The organism is Neobacillus sp. SM06, from assembly GCF_050496765.1.
Classification (GTDB): Bacteria; Bacillota; Bacilli; order Bacillales; family Cytobacillaceae; genus JAEVLT01.
Genome location: NZ_JBNWEO010000014.1, coordinates 153,743 through 171,840, shown reverse-complemented (window position 1 = coordinate 171,840; position 18,098 = coordinate 153,743). Strand labels below are relative to the sequence as shown.

The 18,098-nt window shown below is 41.3% G+C and carries 17 protein-coding genes; 12 read left to right on the top strand and 5 right to left on the bottom strand.

Annotated features, from left to right (window positions below):
* Window positions 1–6: 6 nt before the first annotated feature.
* Complete coding sequence (mutL, locus tag ACQYAD_RS09395; RefSeq protein ID WP_430237585.1) at window positions 7–1,905, top strand: DNA mismatch repair endonuclease MutL; 1,899 nt, start codon at window positions 7–9, stop codon at window positions 1,903–1,905.
* A gap of 106 nt (window positions 1,906–2,011) precedes the next feature.
* On the opposite strand, the gene ACQYAD_RS09390 is transcribed toward mutL, so the two are convergent.
* The 3 genes from ACQYAD_RS09390 to mreBH form a co-directional block, all read right to left on the bottom strand.
* The gene (locus ACQYAD_RS09390; protein ID WP_430237582.1) at window positions 2,012–2,620 is read right to left on the bottom strand and encodes a hypothetical protein; all 609 of its coding nucleotides are present in this window, start codon (window positions 2,618–2,620) and stop codon (window positions 2,012–2,014) included.
* A gap of 152 nt (window positions 2,621–2,772) precedes the next feature.
* Complete coding sequence (locus ACQYAD_RS09385; protein WP_430237580.1) at window positions 2,773–3,048, bottom strand: hypothetical protein; 276 nt, start codon at window positions 3,046–3,048, stop codon at window positions 2,773–2,775.
* 320 nt (window positions 3,049–3,368) lie between these two features.
* A complete protein-coding gene (gene mreBH / locus ACQYAD_RS09380; RefSeq protein WP_430237577.1) occupies window positions 3,369–4,376 on the bottom strand; it encodes a rod-share determining protein MreBH in 1,008 nt (335 codons plus the stop codon).
* Between the two features lie 278 nt (window positions 4,377–4,654).
* Here mreBH and miaA point away from each other — a divergent pair, with 278 nt between their 5' ends.
* The 7 genes from miaA to glnA all read left to right on the top strand — a co-directional run bounded on the left by miaA (window position 4,655) and on the right by glnA (window position 11,723).
* Window positions 4,655–5,611: a tRNA (adenosine(37)-N6)-dimethylallyltransferase MiaA gene (miaA, locus tag ACQYAD_RS09375; RefSeq protein WP_430237574.1), complete on the top strand. Its 957-nt coding sequence runs from the start codon at window positions 4,655–4,657 to the stop codon at window positions 5,609–5,611.
* A 27-nt stretch (window positions 5,612–5,638) separates the two neighbouring features.
* A complete protein-coding gene (gene hfq / locus ACQYAD_RS09370; RefSeq protein ID WP_430237572.1) occupies window positions 5,639–5,869 on the top strand; it encodes an RNA chaperone Hfq in 231 nt (76 codons plus the stop codon).
* Window positions 5,870–6,099: 230 nt separating this feature from the next.
* The gene (gene spoVK, locus ACQYAD_RS09365) at window positions 6,100–7,056 is read left to right on the top strand and encodes a stage V sporulation protein K (protein WP_430237570.1); all 957 of its coding nucleotides are present in this window, start codon (window positions 6,100–6,102) and stop codon (window positions 7,054–7,056) included.
* 137 nt (window positions 7,057–7,193) lie between these two features.
* Window positions 7,194–8,477 (top strand): GTPase HflX, encoded by a 1,284-nt coding sequence (hflX, locus tag ACQYAD_RS09360; protein ID WP_430237568.1) that lies wholly within the window; start codon window positions 7,194–7,196, stop codon window positions 8,475–8,477.
* A 14-nt stretch (window positions 8,478–8,491) separates the two neighbouring features.
* A complete protein-coding gene (locus tag ACQYAD_RS09355; RefSeq protein ID WP_430237566.1) occupies window positions 8,492–9,769 on the top strand; it encodes an aminotransferase class I/II-fold pyridoxal phosphate-dependent enzyme in 1,278 nt (425 codons plus the stop codon).
* 182 nt (window positions 9,770–9,951) lie between these two features.
* Complete coding sequence (locus ACQYAD_RS09350; protein ID WP_430237563.1) at window positions 9,952–10,362, top strand: MerR family transcriptional regulator; 411 nt, start codon at window positions 9,952–9,954, stop codon at window positions 10,360–10,362.
* Between the two features lie 26 nt (window positions 10,363–10,388).
* A complete protein-coding gene (gene glnA / locus ACQYAD_RS09345; protein ID WP_430237560.1) occupies window positions 10,389–11,723 on the top strand; it encodes a type I glutamate--ammonia ligase in 1,335 nt (444 codons plus the stop codon).
* Between the two features lie 168 nt (window positions 11,724–11,891).
* Here glnA and lexA read toward each other — a convergent pair whose 3' ends face one another.
* Window positions 11,892–12,515 (bottom strand): transcriptional repressor LexA, encoded by a 624-nt coding sequence (lexA, locus tag ACQYAD_RS09340; protein WP_430237558.1) that lies wholly within the window; start codon window positions 12,513–12,515, stop codon window positions 11,892–11,894.
* Window positions 12,516–12,673: 158 nt separating this feature from the next.
* On the opposite strand from lexA, the gene yneA reads away from it, so the two are divergent.
* Window positions 12,674–12,994 (top strand): cell division suppressor protein YneA, encoded by a 321-nt coding sequence (yneA, locus tag ACQYAD_RS09335; protein WP_430237556.1) that lies wholly within the window; start codon window positions 12,674–12,676, stop codon window positions 12,992–12,994.
* 24 nt (window positions 12,995–13,018) lie between these two features.
* A complete protein-coding gene (locus ACQYAD_RS09330) occupies window positions 13,019–13,681 on the top strand; it encodes a YneB family resolvase-like protein (protein WP_430237553.1) in 663 nt (220 codons plus the stop codon).
* 62 nt (window positions 13,682–13,743) lie between these two features.
* On the opposite strand, the gene ACQYAD_RS09325 is transcribed toward ACQYAD_RS09330, so the two are convergent.
* Complete coding sequence (locus ACQYAD_RS09325; protein WP_430237551.1) at window positions 13,744–15,228, bottom strand: aldehyde dehydrogenase family protein; 1,485 nt, start codon at window positions 15,226–15,228, stop codon at window positions 13,744–13,746.
* A 318-nt stretch (window positions 15,229–15,546) separates the two neighbouring features.
* Here ACQYAD_RS09325 and ACQYAD_RS09320 point away from each other — a divergent pair, with 318 nt between their 5' ends.
* The gene (locus ACQYAD_RS09320) at window positions 15,547–15,780 is read left to right on the top strand and encodes a DUF896 domain-containing protein (RefSeq protein WP_430237550.1); all 234 of its coding nucleotides are present in this window, start codon (window positions 15,547–15,549) and stop codon (window positions 15,778–15,780) included.
* A gap of 173 nt (window positions 15,781–15,953) precedes the next feature.
* The gene (gene tkt / locus ACQYAD_RS09315) at window positions 15,954–17,963 is read left to right on the top strand and encodes a transketolase (protein ID WP_430237549.1); all 2,010 of its coding nucleotides are present in this window, start codon (window positions 15,954–15,956) and stop codon (window positions 17,961–17,963) included.
* The last annotated feature ends 135 nt before the right edge of the window (window positions 17,964–18,098 follow it).

The window sequence follows — 18,098 nt, the reverse complement described above, 5'->3', positions numbered from 1 at the left end:
TTGACGGTGGGAAAAATCATTCAGCTTGATGATGCTTTATCGAATAAAATTGCGGCTGGGGAAGTAGTCGAGCGGCCTGCCTCCGTTGTCAAAGAGCTTGTTGAAAATTCGATTGATGCAGGCAGCACGGTTATTGAAATTGAGGTAGAAGAAGCGGGTCTTGCAAAAATCCGGATTACCGACAATGGAGCCGGTATTGAAGAAGACGATGTTTTGAAGGCGTTTCGGCGCCATGCGACGAGCAAAATCAAGAATGAGACTGATTTGTTTCGCATCCGGACGCTAGGTTTTCGCGGTGAAGCTCTGCCAAGTATTGCCTCTGTTTCAAGGCTTGAAATGAAAACATCAACCGGTGAAGGTGCGGGAAATTTGGTTGTCATTGAGGGCGGCAACGTAATCACGTTTGATAAAGCTTCAAGCAGAAGAGGAACGGATATAACGGTCACAGATTTATTTTTTAACACACCTGCACGCTTAAAGTATATGAAGACGATTCATACAGAACTGGGAAATATTACGGATGTGGTGAACCGTTTAGCACTTTCGCATCCGGAAGTCGCCTTTCGTCTAGTTCATAATGAGCGCAAACTGCTGCAAACAAATGGAAACGGCGATGTTCGTCAAGTACTTGCGGCCATTTACGGGTTTGGCATTGCCAGACAGCTCGTCCCGATCAAAGGAGAGTCGCTTGATTTTACGATCAGCGGCTACGTCTCCATGCCGGAAGTCACACGGGCATCCAGAAATTATATTTCTACGATGATCAATGGCCGGTTTATCAAAAATTACCCGCTTGTTAAAGCGATTCAGGAAGGTTATCATACGCTTCTGCCAATAGGGCGCTTTCCACTTGTCCTTCTCAATATCCAAATGGATCCGCTGCTCGTCGATGTCAACGTACATCCAGCGAAAATGGAAGTCCGAATCAGTAAAGAAACAGAGCTAAACGAACTTGTCAGTAAGACGATCAGGGACACATTTAAAAAGAAAGAACTGATTCCGACTGGCTTTGCACCGGTGAAAAAAGAACAGCCGAAAACAGAGCAAACATCCATGGTGCTGGACGAAACATCGTATAGAAACACGGAAGTTTCTTCGCAAAACTTGCCGGATTTCCCGGAAGAAGTACTGGAATCACGACCAAAACTGGAGGAGGGAAAGATGACTCCGGTTTTGAAAAAATTACCCGAAGACGGTAAAGATTCGGCTAAGATGGAGTACACTTTCTATGAGCCTGAATCTGTTTTCACTTCAAATGCTGAGAATGTAACCGAAGTGGAAGACCCTGCTTTCATTGAGGCCGAGTCAGTAAAGACTGACAGCAGGGTACCGCCGCTTTATCCGATTGGTCAAATGCACGGAACATATATTTTTGCCCAAAACGAAAGAGGGCTATACATCATTGACCAGCATGCTGCACAGGAACGGATTAAGTACGAATATTTCCGGGAAAAAGTCGGCCAAGTTGAAAGTGAACTGCAGGAAATGCTTGTGCCGATTACGTTCGAATATTCAGCGGATGAGTATATGAAAATTATTGAATACAGACACGAGTTAGAAAAAGTGGGTGTGTTTCTTGAAGAATTCGGAATAAACAGTTTTATTGTCCGCTCCCATCCACAGTGGTTTCCAAAGGGAGAAGAAAAGGAAACGATCGAAGAGATGATCGAGCAGCTGCTAGCGATGAAAAAAGTCGATATCAAAAAATTGCGTGAAGAAGCGGCAATCATGATGAGCTGCAAAGGGTCAATTAAAGCAAACCGCCACCTTCGAAACGATGAAATCCAGGCGCTGTTAAATGATTTAAGGAAGGCTTCCGATCCGTTTACCTGCCCGCACGGCAGGCCGATTCTTATTCATTATTCGATTTATGATATGGAGAAGATGTTCAAGCGGGTGATGTAATGGCAAAAAAGGCGGGACCCTTGAAGTCGAAGGGTTTTGCCTTATTTTTAACGAATGCCCAGAAATGAATCCTTGGGAAATACGTCGGCTGTCTTTCTATAAAGGTCTACTGTTTCTTTTCTTTGATAAGATTAATCTCCAGTTCTGCATCTGCAACTTTTCGATTGACAAAAACAACACCTTTGCGAATCGAATGGATTTCACCCAAAAGAAGATTATCTGCATTGAGGTTTTCCACCTGATAGGCATCTAGTTTTTCTGAAAGCTTGTCCAGTTTTTGATTTGTTAATTTAAAGTTCTTTTCAGTTTTTTGCTCAAAGCTGCTTAATCGTTCATCCGTTTTCTGTTCAAAGCCGCTTAATCGTTCATCCGTTTTCTGCTCAAAGCTGCTTAAACGTTCATCCGTTTTCTGTTCAAAGCTGCTTAAACGTTCATCCGTTTTCTGTTCAAAGCTGCTTAAACGTTCATCCGTTTTCTGTTCAAAGCTGCTTAAACGTTCATCCATTTTTTTCTCAAAGCCACTTAATCGTTCATCCGTTTTCTGCTCAAAGCTGTTTAAACGTTCATCCGTTTTCTGTTCAAAGCTGCTTAATCGTCCATCCGTTTTCTGTTCAAAGCTACTTAATCGTTCATTTAATACGCTAATCTCTTTTTGAATGGGCTGGATTGCTTCGTTAATTACAGATTCGAGCATTGCTTTTAAATCGTTATTCATTCATGCCAACCTCCTATAAAATTTTTTAGTCATCTCCCGCAGCTTTTCTTCACTTGTTCTTATCGGTGATTCTTTCACTTATTATAAAATACTTCAACCATTTTTATTTCTTTTCTCGATGGTATCCAAAACGTGGCCTACTTGGCTCGTTTTCATTCACGAAGTTCCGTTTCCTGTTCAAGAGACCTGAGAGCTAGGGATTCCAGAATTTTATCTTGGCGTTCCTGACCTTGAATTAAGATTTGTTGTGTTTCTTTTATGCTTGTGATCACTCCACGAATATTGTGCACGTCCATTGAAAGTGACTCTAATTTTGCATCTGTATTTTCTTGACGATCTCGGATAGCTCGGACAATTTGATTGAGTTCTTTTTGACCTGATTCTAACATTTCTAATTTATTCAAAATCAAATCTAACTTCTGTTCCATCATTATTCTCCTCGCTTTTTATTTATTTTTCCTTTGACTTCCTAAGAAATAGATTTCCAAACACAAAAAACATACTAAGTTAAGAGTACCATTTTTCGTACTGGTTAGAAACGTAAATTTGTATGAACTTGTATTGCAGTGGTAGAAACAAAAATAAAAAACGTTCACAAAACATTGGACAGGATCAAAAGCAATACAGCATCGATTTTACGAATTTCTGTTGGCACAACAAATGCAGCGATCTTGAATTTTTCACTACGATATAAAAAATGCCAGTGCTTTTGTCAACGATCAAAAGTACTGACATTTTTTTGCCGATATTATTTGATTGCCTGCTGAAGTTTGTGAATATATTGCAATGCTTTTCCTGTACCGATGGCAACGGACTCAAGCGGGCTCGGTGCCAGGTGAACAGGAACAACGATTTCTTTGCTAAGCCATTCTTCCATTCCTTTTAGCAAAGCACCTCCGCCTGTTAAAATAACCCCGCGGTCGACGATATCGCCGCTTAATTCAGCAGGGCAATCTTCTAGGGTTGCCCGAATAGCTTCTAAAATTTGTAATAGAGCCTCTTTCATCGCTTTTTGAATCTCATAGGAGGATAAAGTTACGGTCTTCGGAAGCCCGGTTACTAGATCGCGGCCGCGAATGTCCATAAATTGTTCTTCATGATCAACAAGCGCATAGCCAATTTCCATTTTAATGTTTTCAGCCGTCCGTTCTCCAATGAGTACATTGTATTCTTTGCGAACATGCTGAACGATGTCATCATCAAGCCTGTCACCGGCAACTCGAATGGAATGACAGGCGACAACACCGCCAAAGGAAATAATGGCTACTTCCGTCGTACCGCCGCCGATATCAACAATCACATTGGCCACCGGTTCATCTACAGGCAAACCTGCACCGACTGCTGCAGCCACTGGTTCTTCAATCAGGTGAATTTTTTTCGCACCTGCATTGCGGACAGCATCATGGATGGCACGGCGTTCAACACTCGTAGACCCTGAAGGAGTGCAGACAACGACATTCGGTTTGCGCATGGAAAAGCCCATTTTCTTGGCCGCTTTGCGCATAATATGCTTAAGCATATCTGTAGTAATATCATAATCGGCGATAACGCCATCTTTTAATGGGCGAATCGCTACTATTCGGCCTGGTGTTTTACCGATCATATCCTTTGCTTCTTTTCCAACCGCCAAGACATTTTTCGTTACGGTATCAATCGCGACAACAGAGGGCTCGTTTAAGGTAATTCCTTTATTTTTGCTGTATACCAATATATTTGCAGTCCCTAAATCAATCCCAATTTCAGCATTCGACAACATTTTTTCACCCTGTTTCTATAATTTCTACAAAATAGTCTTCACTTTACCCTACCACGAATAGGGGGGCAGCGAAGCAAATGTAAACAAATCGTTAACCGAATGTAATTTCCCGTGAAAAAATTAAGCGAAATGTAATATGAAAATTGCATAAAACCATCTTTTTTTGTTCATAATGATTTGATGTTCTACTGCATTTGATTTTTATGTTACGATAGAAAAAGAGAAGATCGAAGTCTTCCGTTCAAAACTGGATAAACGTAAAGGCAGTGAGACAAAATTTGGATGTAAAACAAAAGCTGCTGGTGATCATTGGTCCAACTGCGGTAGGAAAAACAAAACTAAGCATTGAACTGGCCAAACGATTTAATGGTGAGATTATCAGTGGGGATTCAATGCAGATTTACAAAGGGATGGATATTGGAACGGCCAAAATAAAGCCAGAGGAAATGGAAGGGGTTCCCCACTATTTAATTGACATTAAAGATCCATCCGACCGTTTTTCTGTTGCCGAGTTTCAAGAACTGGTCAGGGCGAAAATCAGCGATATTGGCAAAAGAGGAAAACTTCCCATCATTGTGGGCGGAACAGGTCTATACATTCAGTCGGTTTTGTATGATTACCAGTTTTCCGAAGCGCCTGGAGACGATGTGTTTCGGAGAGAATTAGAACAAAAAGCGAGACAAAAGGGGAATGAAGTTCTCCACAAGGAATTGGCCAAAGTGGATCCTGACAGTGCCCGTTTGCTTCATCCCAACAATCTGCGCAGGCTGATCAGATCGCTGGAAATCTACCATTGTACTGGAAAGACAATGAGTGAATGGCAAAAAGATCAAAAACATGATTTGTTGTACCATACCGCTATTGTCGGGCTTACGATGGATCGCGAAAAACTGTATGAACGGATCAATACCCGAGTGGACATCATGATGAAGGAGGGCCTCCTCGAAGAAGTGCGAAAATTTTATGAGGAAGGGCTGCGTGATTGCCAATCGATTCAGGCCATCGGCTATAAAGAATTTTATGATTATTTTGACGGGAAAGTTTCATTGGAAACAGCAATTGAAAACTTAAAGCAAAATTCCCGGCGCTATGCAAAAAGGCAATTTACTTGGTTTCGCAATAAAATGAGTGTAGAATGGTTTGATATGACAGACACCAATCCTTTTTCAAAAAAAATAATGGCAATTTCACGTTATGTGGAAGGAAAGCTCGGAATAAAATCGAATACATATTAGTAGAGATAAAAGAGGAGGATTTATCAGATGAAAACATCAATTAATATCCAAGATCAATTTTTAAACCAATTGCGCAAGGACGGCACAAATGTGACGGTATTTTTATTAAATGGATTCCAAATCAGAGGTCAAATAAAAGGCTTTGATAATTTTACAGTGCTTTTCGAATCGGAAGGCAAGCAGCAATTAGTTTTTAAACACGCAATCTCAACTTTTGCACCGCAAAAAAATGTGCAGTTGGAACTGGATCCCCAGTAAGGATTGACTAAATACAAATAATTTTTTCGGGCCCGCAGCAAAAGCTGACGGGCTATTGTCGTTTCTTGGCCAAACAGCAGCCGGAAAATGTTTTAATGAAATACGCAAGTAATGAATACATATAAGTTGAAGCATTGTTTCTATAAAACGGTCTAAATTTTGGTCCATAAAACGGTTTTAGTACATGACCATTGGAGCATACATTGCTGGCAGAATGAGAGGTGATAGCTTTGGATCAACCGATTCGAATGAAGAGCAACGGTCAAATCAGCATTGTCCTTAATTCGCAGAAACGAAAATCGCCTGCAAAAGACTTGCCGGATTTTCAAGTTGTTCCAAAGGATATTCCACCGGAACATGAGGCGTTAAAAGAGATTGAAGACGAGCTTGGAACCCTGGTTGGAATGGAAGAAATGAAACGGATGATAAAAGAAATTTATGCGTGGATTTATGTGAACAAAAAGCGCGAGGAAATGGGGTTAAAAGCGCGTAAACAGGCGCTCCATATGATGTTTAAAGGTAACCCCGGCACGGGTAAAACAACAGTTGCGCGGTTAATTGGCAAGCTTTTTTTGAAAATGAATGTTTTATCAAAAGGGCATTTGATTGAAGCGGAGCGGGCTGATCTTGTTGGCGAATATATTGGCCATACGGCTCAGAAAACACGTGACCTAATCAAAAAAGCGCAAGGTGGCATATTGTTTATTGATGAAGCCTATTCATTGGGAAGGGGCGGCGAAAAAGATTTCGGCAAGGAAGCAATCGACACGCTTGTCAAACATATGGAGGACAAACAGCATGAATTTATTCTCATTCTTGCAGGCTACTCCCGCGAAATGGACTATTTTTTAACATTAAATCCGGGCTTGCATTCCCGATTCCCGCTTGTGATCGATTTTCCTGATTATGATGTTCATCAATTAATGGAAATAGCCAAACGGATGCTAATTGAACGGGAATATTCATTCAGTCATGAAGCAGAGAGAAAGCTGAAGGAGCATTTAACATGGGCAAAAGGGATGCTCGGTCCCGTTCGCTTTTCAAATGGGCGCTATGTCCGCAATATTATTGAAAAGTCTATTCGCGCCCAAGCGATGCGGTTGTTGATGATCAATCAATATGACCGCCAAGAACTAGTGACACTACGAAGCAATGACCTAGTATTTGAAGTTGAACATAATGAATAAAAAATCGATGGACGCTGAACCATCGGTTTTTTTGTGGGTTGGCGAAATAAAATGTTTCTTTCCTATAAAAATGTGCATGAGCGATTAGAAAAGCGGAAATTGTAGGAATGGGTGTTTTTTTGCTATGATGGGAAAAGATGAAAAGCAAAGAAGGTGGTCGTTTGGAACAAAACGCAGAAGTTGAAAAAGCGATTCTTGTTGGTTGTCAAACAATGATGATAGATGATTTGCGCTTTGCCTATTCGATGGAAGAATTGGCTTCATTAACGGAAACAGCGAAAGGCAAGGTGTTGACTTCAGTCACGCAAAAGCGCGAACGGCTTCACCCGGCGACTTATATCGGGAGTGGAAAGGTAGAAGAAATGAATGCGCTCGTTCAGGAATTGGGAGCGGATTTGGTTATTTTTAATGACGAATTGTCCCCTAGCCAAAAGCGAAATCTTTCTGCAGAATTGGAAGCGCGCATTATTGACCGAACGCAGTTGATCCTTGATATTTTTGCCCAAAGAGCCCGGTCGAAAGAAGGAAAACTTCAAGTCGAACTTGCACAGCTTGAGTACATGCTGCCCCGCTTAGGCGGGCAAGGAGTTGAACTATCCCGGCTTGGTGGGGGAATCGGGACGAGGGGTCCCGGGGAAACCAAACTGGAATCAGATCGCCGTCATATTCGCCGGCGGATTGATGACATCAAATCCCAACTCGAAACCATTGTTCAACATCGGGAACGTTATCGGGAAAGGAGAAAGAAAAACCGGGCTTTTCAAGTTGCAATTGTTGGCTATACAAATGCCGGAAAATCAACGCTCTTTAATCGCCTGTCAGAAGCGGAATCGTATGAAGAGAACCAGCTTTTTGCGACCCTTGACCCAATGACAAGAAAACTGATTTTGCCAAGCGGTTTTGTTTTGTTAATCACGGATACGGTCGGCTTTATACAAGATCTGCCAACCTCGCTGATCGCCGCATTTCGCTCAACATTGGAAGAAGTGAAAGAGGCGGACTTGCTTTTGCATGTGGTGGATATGTCCAATCCGGATTATTTCCATCATGAAAAAACGGTGAATCAGCTGCTGGAAGAGCTGGATGTAAAAGAAATTCCACAATTGACCGTATACAATAAGAAAGATATCCGTCATCCGAATTTTGTTCCGACAGCAACAACACCAACTGCTTTTATAAGTGCTTTTGACGAAGACGACCGATCCCAGTTAAAGAAGAAGTTGGAAGAAGTGATTATTGGGATGATGGACGCCTACCATGTTCAAATTCCTTCCAGCGAAGGCAAATTGCTCTCCTTATTAAAAAATGAGACCATTTTACGAGAGCTAAAATTTAATGAAGAAAATGAATTGTATTTTTGCCGCGGTTTTGCGCCAAAAGAGCATCCTATAGCAGGACAGCTAGAGAAATACAAAGTTTAGAATGGAGCAGGAAAATGTATCAACATTTACAGTTTGGGGAAGAGCTGCGCAAACGGGTAACCGAAGTGGAGCAACGAATTGGGAACATTCACCGTAAAATGGATGAAAGGAGTGAAAGCAACCAGTTTAGAGTTTTGCAAAGTTTTCAAAAACATAAAGTAAGTGATTCTCATTTTATCCCGTCAACAGGTTACGGTTATGATGACAGCGGGCGCGATACGTTAGAAAAGATTTATGCAGATGTTTTTGGAGCTGAAGCAGGCATTGTTCGTCCACAAATCATCTCAGGAACCCATGCGATCTCAATTGCCTTGTTTGGAATTTTGCGTCCAGGCGATGAACTATTATACATAACAGGGAAGCCATATGATACCCTTGAGGAAATTGTCGGTATCCGCGGAAATGGTGTCGGTTCACTAAAAGAATTTGGAATTGGCTATGACAGCGTTCCATTAACTTCAAAAGGTGAAATTGACTGGAAAAAGGTTGAGGCTAAAATTAGCCCAAAAACCAAAATGATAGGGATTCAACGGTCAAAAGGCTATGCGACAAGGCCATCTTTTACCATTCGTCAGATCAAGGAGATGATTGAGTTTGTAAAAGAAATCAAAAAAGACGTGGTTGTATTTGTGGATAACTGCTATGGAGAATTCGTTGAAGAACAGGAACCTTGCCATGTTGGAGCAGATTTAATGGCGGGGTCGCTCATTAAAAATCCGGGCGGTGGTCTTGCAAAAACAGGCGGATACATTGTTGGAAATAAAAAATTGGTTGAGGCCTGTTCATATCGGATGACTTCACCAGGGATCGGAGCAGAGGCAGGTGCGTCGCTTTACAGTCTGCAAGAAATGTACCAAGGTTTTTTCTTAGCACCGCATGTTGTTGCCGAAGCGCTGAAAGGAGCTGTTTTTACAGCAGCAATGCTTGAAACATTTGGGATGAAATCAACACCGAAATGGGATGCAAAAAGAACGGATTTAATTCAGTCTGTTGAATTTAATGACCGTGATAAAATGATTGCCTTTTGCCAGTCAATTCAGTTTGCATCGCCAATTAATTCCCATGTAACACCCTATCCAAGCTATATGCCGGGGTATGAAGACGATGTGATCATGGCAGCAGGGACATTTATTCAGGGGGCAAGCATTGAACTTACCGCTGACGGACCGATTCGGCCACCGTATACAGCTTATGTCCAAGGCGGACTGACATATTCCCATGTTAAGATGGCAGTATGCCTGGCACTCGATCATTTGGCTGCAAAAGGGTTTATTCACCTAAATGAAAAATGATGTGAGAAAAACTAACATTTGATTGACAAGAAATTTTACATCAAATATAATGACAATATGAATTAAATCAAAACTTGCCGATTGGCGAGTCCCCTGGGACGAAGATAGAGGCGTAGTGAATTTATGCTTATCACTATTTATGGATATAAATTCTGATAAGCCAAGCAAAAGGAGGAGAAACCTTGGGTGGAAGTGAAATACGCCGTTCAATGCCGTTGTTTCCCATCGGAATCGTGATGCAACTGACGGAATTATCCGCTCGGCAGATCCGCTATTACGAGGAACATCAATTAATTTCTCCTGCCAGAACAGACGGCAACCGCCGTATGTTTAGTTTAAATGATATCGATCGGCTATTAGAAATTAAAGACTTAATCGATCAAGGACTAAATATGGCAGGGATTAAGAAGGTATTATTGGTAAATGAGCAGCCGCTTGCAACTCAAGACCTCCAGCAGCAACCCGAAAAAGCGAAACGTGACCTGACAGATGATGAATTGCGAAATCTGCTTCGCAATGAATTGTACCAAGCAGGCCGATTCAACCGCTCATCATTGCGTCAAGGCGACATGTCTCGTTTTTACCTAAATTAAATTAAACTATTTTTGGAGGTAAGGAAATGGCAAAGTATACGAGAGAAGATATCATTCGAATCACGAAAGAAGAAAATGTTAAATTTATTCGTTTACAATTTACTGATATCCTTGGAACAATTAAAAACGTTGAAATTCCAATCAGCCAATTAGAAAAAGCTCTCGATAACAAAATGATGTTTGATGGATCTTCAATTGAAGGTTTCGTGCGAATTGAAGAATCAGATATGCTTTTATATCCGGACTTAAATACTTTTGTCATTTTCCCGTGGACTGCTGAGAAGGGAAAAGTAGCAAGGTTTATCTGTGACATTTATACTCCGGAAGGGAAACCGTTCGAAGGCGATCCGCGTAACAATTTAAAACGCGTTTTGAAAGAGATGGAAGAAATGGGCTTCACGAATTTCAACCTTGGACCAGAGCCGGAATTCTTCTTGTTTAAATTGGATCAAGTTGGTGAACCTACTTTAGAATTGAACGACAATGGAGGATACTTCGACTTGGCTCCTACTGACCTTGGCGAAAACTGCCGCCGTGATATCGTGCTAGAGCTTGAAGAAATGGGCTTTGAAATCGAAGCTTCTCACCATGAAGTGGCACCTGGACAGCATGAAATTGACTTCAAATACGCAGATGCAATTACAGCTTGTGACCATATCCAAACATTCAAACTTGTAGTTAAAACCATTGCCAGAAAACATGGCTTGCATGCTACTTTCATGCCAAAACCATTATTCGGCGTAAACGGATCTGGTATGCACTGCAACCTTTCTTTATTCAAAGACGGACAAAATGCATTCTATGAGCCAACAGGTGATCTTGAGTTAAGTGACACAGCTCGTCAATTCATCGCAGGAATTCTAAAACATGCGCCAAGTTTCACAGCTGTTACCAACCCAACTGTAAATTCATACAAGCGACTTGTTCCTGGATATGAGGCACCTTGTTATGTTGCATGGTCTGCACGTAATCGTTCTCCGTTAATTCGAATTCCAGCTTCACGCGGTATGAGCACACGTGTTGAGGTACGCAGTGTTGACCCATCTGCAAACCCATACCTTGCAATGGCTGTTTTGCTTAAAGCAGGATTGGATGGTATTAAGAACAAATTAACACCTCCAAATGCTGTTGACCGCAACATCTATGTAATGAACAAACAAGAAAGAATCGCAGAAGGCATCATCGATCTTCCAGCAACATTGGCAGCTGCGTTAGATGAATTGAAAAAAGACGAAGTTATCACTGCCGGTCTTGGCGAACACATCCTTGAGCATTTCCTTGAAGCAAAAGAAATTGAATGGGATATGTTTAGAACAGCCGTTCACCCTTGGGAGAGAGAGCAGTATTTGCAAATGTATTAATAACAAAAAGTCCTGGCGCACAATGCATCAGGACTTTTTGTTCTAAGCTTACTACTGTACATTTTGGGATTCTATTAGAAAAATCGCAAATTGGCAATAAAATAAAAAAGCACGTTGAATAGTAGCGTGCTTTTTGAAAATTTAAGTAATGAATACTCTGCTAGAGTATTAATGAATCTGCCTGTAAACCCCGATGACTTTTCCAAGAATGGCAACATTCTTTAGGATTATCGGTTCCATTGTGGAATTCTCAGGCTGAAGGCGGATATAATCCTTTTCTTTAAAAAACCTCTTGCATGTTGCTTCATCTTCCTCTGTCATCGCTACAACAATATCTCCATTGTTAGCAGTTTTTTGCTGTCTTACAATGACATAGTCACCATCAAGAATTCCGGCTTCAATCATGCTGTTTCCCATAATTTCGAGCATAAAGACTTGATCCTCATGAGGTGCGAGTCTTTCTGGCAGCGGGAAATACTCTTCAACATTTTCAATCGCCGTTATCGGCAGACCAGCTGTTACTTTACCAACAACTGGAACATTGACAACATTGCTTTTTGGAATCGTTGTACTTTCATCCACTTCAAGAATTTCAATTGCTCTTGGTTTTGTTGGATCTCTTCTAATTAGTCCTTTGCTCTCCAATCTTGCCAAATGTCCGTGAACTGTTGAACTGGAAGCAAGGCCAACAGCTTCTCCTATTTCCCGAACAGATGGCGGATAACCCTTTTTTTTAACTTCCCCTTTTATGAAATCAAGGATATCCTGCTGCCGCTTTGATAATTTTGTCATATCAGATGCACCTCGCCTGGTTAATGTTAACTTTATTATAGCATGCGAGATAATTTTATACAAACATAAGTTCGAATTTTGGTTGACAGAAAACAAACGTTCGATTTATAATAAAAGCATAGAAGCGAACATATATTCTAAAAATGGAGTGTTGATAAATGAAGAACTTGTGGAATCGCTATTCATATGCCATTATTTTAGTTATCCTGAGCTTTGGTTCAGCTCTTATTATTTATTTTCAATCCAACTCATTTCATAAAGAAAATTATGTCAATATTACCATTGCTGAAGGAGATTCACTCTGGAAAATCGCAAAAGAATATTCCCAAACATCCTCATTTTCGCATGATCAGTTCATCAGCTGGGTGAAAAAGCACAATCAAATAGAAGGAGATTTGATATACCCGGGCGAAAAAATTGCCATCCCGGTTAAAAATAATGAAGTTGGAGCAAAAGAATTTGCCAGCGCAGCAAAATAAGCAGATAGAAAGGTTCTGAAGGACATGAAGGCAATCATTTACTGCCGGGTTAGCACTGAAAAGTCTACACAAGACACATCGTTAACCAGACAAAAAGAAGAACTTGAAACCTTTGCAAACAAACACCAATTCGAAGTAATAAAAATCATTGAGGAGAGGCATAGCGGGTTTGATGTCGATCGGGAAGGAATAATCGAGGCGCTTGCCCTGTTTAAAGATAAGCAGGCAGAGGCTCTTTTAATACAGGATGATACCCGGCTAGGGAGGGGCCACTCAAAGATAGCCTTGCTACATGAACTGCGTAAAATGGGCATTGCCGTTTTTACCATCCAAGACCATGGAGAAATTTACTTGGCAGATGCTGATTTAATGGTACTTGAAATTTTAAGTGCGGTTGAAGAATTTCAACGAAAAATTGCAAATTTGAAAATCAGCAGGGGAATCACCCGGGCGATTAAGGATGGTTTCGAACCGCACAAGAATTTATCCAATCTTCACCTTGGCGGGAGAGAAAAAAAGGAAGTGCCGGTGGAGGAAATAATAAACTTGCGGAAAAAGAATCTTACCTTTCATGAAATTGCTGCCACGTTAAGAGGCTTGGGTTTTGATGTAAGTAAGGCAACCGTACATAGAAGGTATAAAGAATATATGGATGCAGCAGAAAAGCAAACAAAAAACGAATGGTAGAACAAGTAAATTAAAAAAGGAACTCCATTGAGTTCCTTTTACCGATGAAACTTCAAGATTTTTTACTGAAGTGAGATCCAGATGCTCTTCACTTCTGTATAGTTAGCAAGAGCATACGATCCCATCTCACGTCCGATACCAGATTGCTTATATCCTCCAAATGGAGAGGCTGCATCAAAAGCATTGTAACAGTTTACCCAAACAGTACCAGCACGAAGTTTTCCAGCAATGTAATGGGCTTTTGCAACATCGCGAGTCCAAACACCCGCAGCTAGTCCATATTCGCTATTGTTTGCTCGGTCAATTAATTCGTCCAAATCGTCATATGGCATCGCAGCGATTACCGGGCCGAAGATTTCTTCTTTGGCAATTGTCATTTCATCTCGGACATCTGCAAAAATCGTTGGGGAAACGAAGTAGCCTTGCTCTTGAGGCTTATTTCCCCCTGCAACCAGCTGAGCCCCTTCACTTAGTCCTTTTTCAATATATCCAAGAACCCTGTTTTGCTGTTCGGCTGAAACTAACGGCCCAATTTCTGTATCAGTATGGATTCCTGCTCCTTGCTTGATCTTTTTTGAATGGGAAGCCATATCTGCTACAACATTATCAAACTGCTTCTTCTGAATAAACACACGGGAACCTGCACAGCAAACTTGACCTTGGTTAAACATTACCCCGTTTAGAGCGCCGGGAATGGCTTTTGTTAAGTCTGCATCCGGAAGAATGATATTTGGCGATTTTCCGCCAAGCTCAAGGGTCACCCGTTTCAATGTTTTTGAGGCATTTGCCATTATGAGTCTTCCTACTTCGGTCGAACCGGTAAAGGCAATTTTATCAACCAAAGGATGTTCAACAAGTGGCTGGCCAGCTGTTTCACCAAATCCTGGAACAATGTTGACAACACCTGCCGGGAAACCGGCTTCCTGAATTAACTCCGCTAAGTAAAGTGCTGATAAAGGAGTCTGCTCGGCAGGTTTGAGTACAACCGTACATCCGGTTGCCAGTGCAGCACCAAGCTTCCACATGGCCATAAGAAGCGGGAAATTCCAAGGGATAATTTGTCCAACCACTCCAACTGCTTCATGACGTGTATAGTTAAAGTATGGACCATTAACAGGGATCGTCTGACCAACAATCTTAGTTGACCAGCCTGCATAATAGCGCATATGTTCAATAGCCAAAGGAACATCAGCATTTGTTGTTTCACGAATGGGTTTACCGTTGTCCAGCGTTTCCAGCTGTGCAAGTTCTTCCCTGTTTTCCTCCATTAGATCAGCGAGTTTATACATAAGACGGCTTCGCTCAGAAGCGCTCATTTTTGACCATGGGCTTTCATCAAATGCCTTCCGGGCAGCTTTGACTGCAAGGTCAATATCTTCTGCAAGTGCTTCAGAAACAGTGGCAAGCACTTCACCGGTTGCGGGATTATACGTGTCAAACGTTTTTTGGGCTTGACTTTCGACAAATTCACCATTGATAAACAGTTTTTTCTTTCCGCTTAAAAACCTTTCTACCTTTTCTTTTAAAACTACTGTAAGTTGACTCATTACAATTCCTCCTTAAAAGTAGTAAATAAAAAGCAGGTATGTTTTTCATGTAGTAAAACGTCGGAAACCTAAAAGATAGCGGTTACATTAGAATGTTAACACTGTGAGAATTATTAAATCAATACTAAATATTATAAATTTTTAGACAATTATCAACAAACACATATCCTAAAGCGCTGTTACTGACTATGAATACGAGATAAACTTTTTGATCACCATTCATTTTACGAGAAACCTTCATCCTTGTCAGACATCCATTTTTTTAGTAGAATCAGTTGTCAGACGAATACAAGGTTTAAGAGTGAAAGGAGAATATTAGTGCTTTCAAAAGACAAATTAGCAAGAATCAATGAACTTGCTAGAAAAGCTAAAACATCTGGGTTGTCGAAGATGGAGGCAAAAGAACAGACAAAATTAAGAAGTGAATATCTTTCGGCTTTCCGGTCATCGATGCTAAATACGCTTTCAAATGTTAAAGTTATTGACCCCGAAGGAAATGATGTAACACCTGAAAAGCTAAAAAGAATGCAAGAGAACAAACGTCTTCATTAACAAAAAAGAGGGATACAAGAATGTATCCTTTTACATAGGTTTCCATATTCCGCGCAAAATAAAAATAAATAGCTTTTTATGTCTTTCTTTAGCCCAATCTGTTGTATAAATTGATGGTGCACTATAATATTAAACTATAGTGATTAACTAGTGATCAAGAAAGGATGTTGTACATGTTTAATACAATTGATCAATTATCTGTTACTTCAATTCGCACACTTTCGATCGATGCGATTGAAAAAGCAAATTCCGGACACCCTGGAATGCCGATGGGGGCTGCTCCAATGGCGTACACACTATGGACCCGGTTTATGAACCATAATCCGAAAAATCCAAAATGGTTCAACCGGGATCGGTTTGTACTCTCTGCCGGACATGGTTCTGCATTGTTATACAGTTTGCTTCATTTATCCGGCTATAATGTTACAATAGAAGATTTAAAGCAATTTAGACAATGGGGAAGCAAAACACCGGGGCACCCTGAGTATGGACACACTGAAGGTGTAGAAGCAACGACAGGACCACTTGGCCAGGGAATCGCGATGGCAGTTGGTATGGCAATGGCGGAACGCCACACTGCCAGTGTTTACAATAAAGAAAATATTGAATTGATTAACCATTTTACATATGCAATTTGCGGTGATGGCGACTTAATGGAGGGTGTTTCTGCTGAGGCTGCATCGCTTGCAGGTCACTTAAAACTTGGTCGTCTAGTCGTGTTATATGATTCGAACGATATTTCGCTCGACGGCGAATTGTCCAAATCCTTTAGTGAAAGCGTAAAAGACCGTTTTACGGCATACGGCTGGCAATACCTTCGTGTCGAAGATGGAAACAATTTAGAAGAAATTGCGACTGTTTTGCAAGAAGCTCAAAATGATCTTGACCGCCCAACAATGATTGAAGTAAAAACCGTAATTGGCTACGGTTCTCCAAACCGGGCCGGTACGTCTGGTGTTCATGGAGCCCCGCTTGGAGCAGATGAATTGAAGCTTACAAAAGAGGCATATAAATGGACATTTGAAGAAGATTTTCATGTGCCTGAAGAAGTTTACGAAAACTTTAAAAACCTAATCGTGGAAAATGGCGCTAAGAAAGAAAAAGAATGGCAAGATTTATTTGCGCAATACAAAAACGAATACCCTGAACTCGCTGGTCAATTGGAAAGCGCCCTTAAAGGTGAACTTCCCGAGGGTTGGGATAAAGATATTCCAGTTTATAGTGAAGGGAAAAGCTTAGCAAGCCGTGCTTCTTCAGCAGAAGTATTAAACGGCATTGCGAAAAACCTGCCAATTTTTATTGGCGGTTCTGCCGACCTTGCCGGTTCAAATAAGACATTGATTAAAGGTTCAAATGATTTCATGCCTGGTTCCTATGAAGGCCGCAATATTTGGTTTGGCGTACGGGAATTTGCTATGGGTGCAGCCATGAATGGAATGGCACTTCATGGCGGTCTCAAAATATTTGGCGGAACATTCTTTGTGTTCTCTGATTACTTACGTCCAGCGATCCGGCTTGCTGCGTTGATGGGTCTGCCCGTGACATATGTGTTTACCCATGACAGCATCGCAGTTGGTGAAGATGGTCCTACACACGAACCAATTGAACAACTAGCTGCATTAAGGGCAATGCCTGGATTATCGGTTGTTCGTCCGGCAGATGGCAATGAAACAGCAGCCGCTTGGAAGCTTGCAGTTGAATCGACAGACAAGCCAACTGCTCTTGTCCTCACTCGCCAAAACTTGCCAACGATCAAAGATACTGATCGTACTGCATATGATGGGGTTTCGAAAGGAGCTTACGTGATTTCTCCAGCAGGAAAAGAAAGGCCGGATGCCTTGCTTTTAGCTACAGGTTCAGAAGTGGGTCTAGCGGTTGACGCACAAAAAGCTTTAGCATCTGAAGGAATCGACGTTTCCGTCGTCAGCGTGCCTTCTTGGGATCGCTTTGAAGCCCAATCGAAAGAATACAAAGAAACGATTCTGCCGAAACAAATCAAGAAACGCCTTGCAATTGAAATGGGATCTTCACTTGGCTGGCATAAGTATGTTGGCGATGAAGGTGACGTTTTAGCAATCGATACATTTGGTGCTTCTGCTCCAGGGGAAAAAATTATCGAGGAGTATGGCTTTACTGTCACAAATGTTGTGGAAAAGGTCAAAGCAATGCTTTCTCAAAAATAGAAATAGAAAAAAAGAGGATGGGCCACGTGCTCATTCTCTTTTTTGTGGTCTAGGAAAGGATAAATGTTTCAGGCTGAGGATGGAATCTAGCTCCAACACCATTTAGCCCTTAGACAAACATCATTCGACAAATTT

What these genes read in the sequence shown, in the direction of transcription:
- ACQYAD_RS09385 (WP_430237580.1), bottom strand. Translation starts at nt 3,048, where the DNA reads ATGGAACAGAAGTTAGATTTGATTTTGAATAAATTAGAAATGTTAGAA.
- tkt (WP_430237549.1), top strand. Translation starts at nt 15,954, where the DNA reads ATGTTTAATACAATTGATCAATTATCTGTTACTTCAATTCGCACACTT.
- glnA (WP_430237560.1), top strand. Translation starts at nt 10,389, where the DNA reads ATGGCAAAGTATACGAGAGAAGATATCATTCGAATCACGAAAGAAGAA.
- lexA (WP_430237558.1), bottom strand. Translation starts at nt 12,515, where the DNA reads ATGACAAAATTATCAAAGCGGCAGCAGGATATCCTTGATTTCATAAAA.
- ACQYAD_RS09325 (WP_430237551.1), bottom strand. Translation starts at nt 15,228, where the DNA reads ATGAGTCAACTTACAGTAGTTTTAAAAGAAAAGGTAGAAAGGTTTTTA.
- ACQYAD_RS09355 (WP_430237566.1), top strand. Translation starts at nt 8,492, where the DNA reads ATGTATCAACATTTACAGTTTGGGGAAGAGCTGCGCAAACGGGTAACC.
- hflX (WP_430237568.1), top strand. Translation starts at nt 7,194, where the DNA reads ATGAAAAGCAAAGAAGGTGGTCGTTTGGAACAAAACGCAGAAGTTGAA.
- yneA (WP_430237556.1), top strand. Translation starts at nt 12,674, where the DNA reads ATGAAGAACTTGTGGAATCGCTATTCATATGCCATTATTTTAGTTATC.
- hfq (WP_430237572.1), top strand. Translation starts at nt 5,639, where the DNA reads ATGAAAACATCAATTAATATCCAAGATCAATTTTTAAACCAATTGCGC.
- ACQYAD_RS09390 (WP_430237582.1), bottom strand. Translation starts at nt 2,620, where the DNA reads ATGAATAACGATTTAAAAGCAATGCTCGAATCTGTAATTAACGAAGCA.
- mreBH (WP_430237577.1), bottom strand. Translation starts at nt 4,376, where the DNA reads ATGTTGTCGAATGCTGAAATTGGGATTGATTTAGGGACTGCAAATATA.
- ACQYAD_RS09330 (WP_430237553.1), top strand. Translation starts at nt 13,019, where the DNA reads ATGAAGGCAATCATTTACTGCCGGGTTAGCACTGAAAAGTCTACACAA.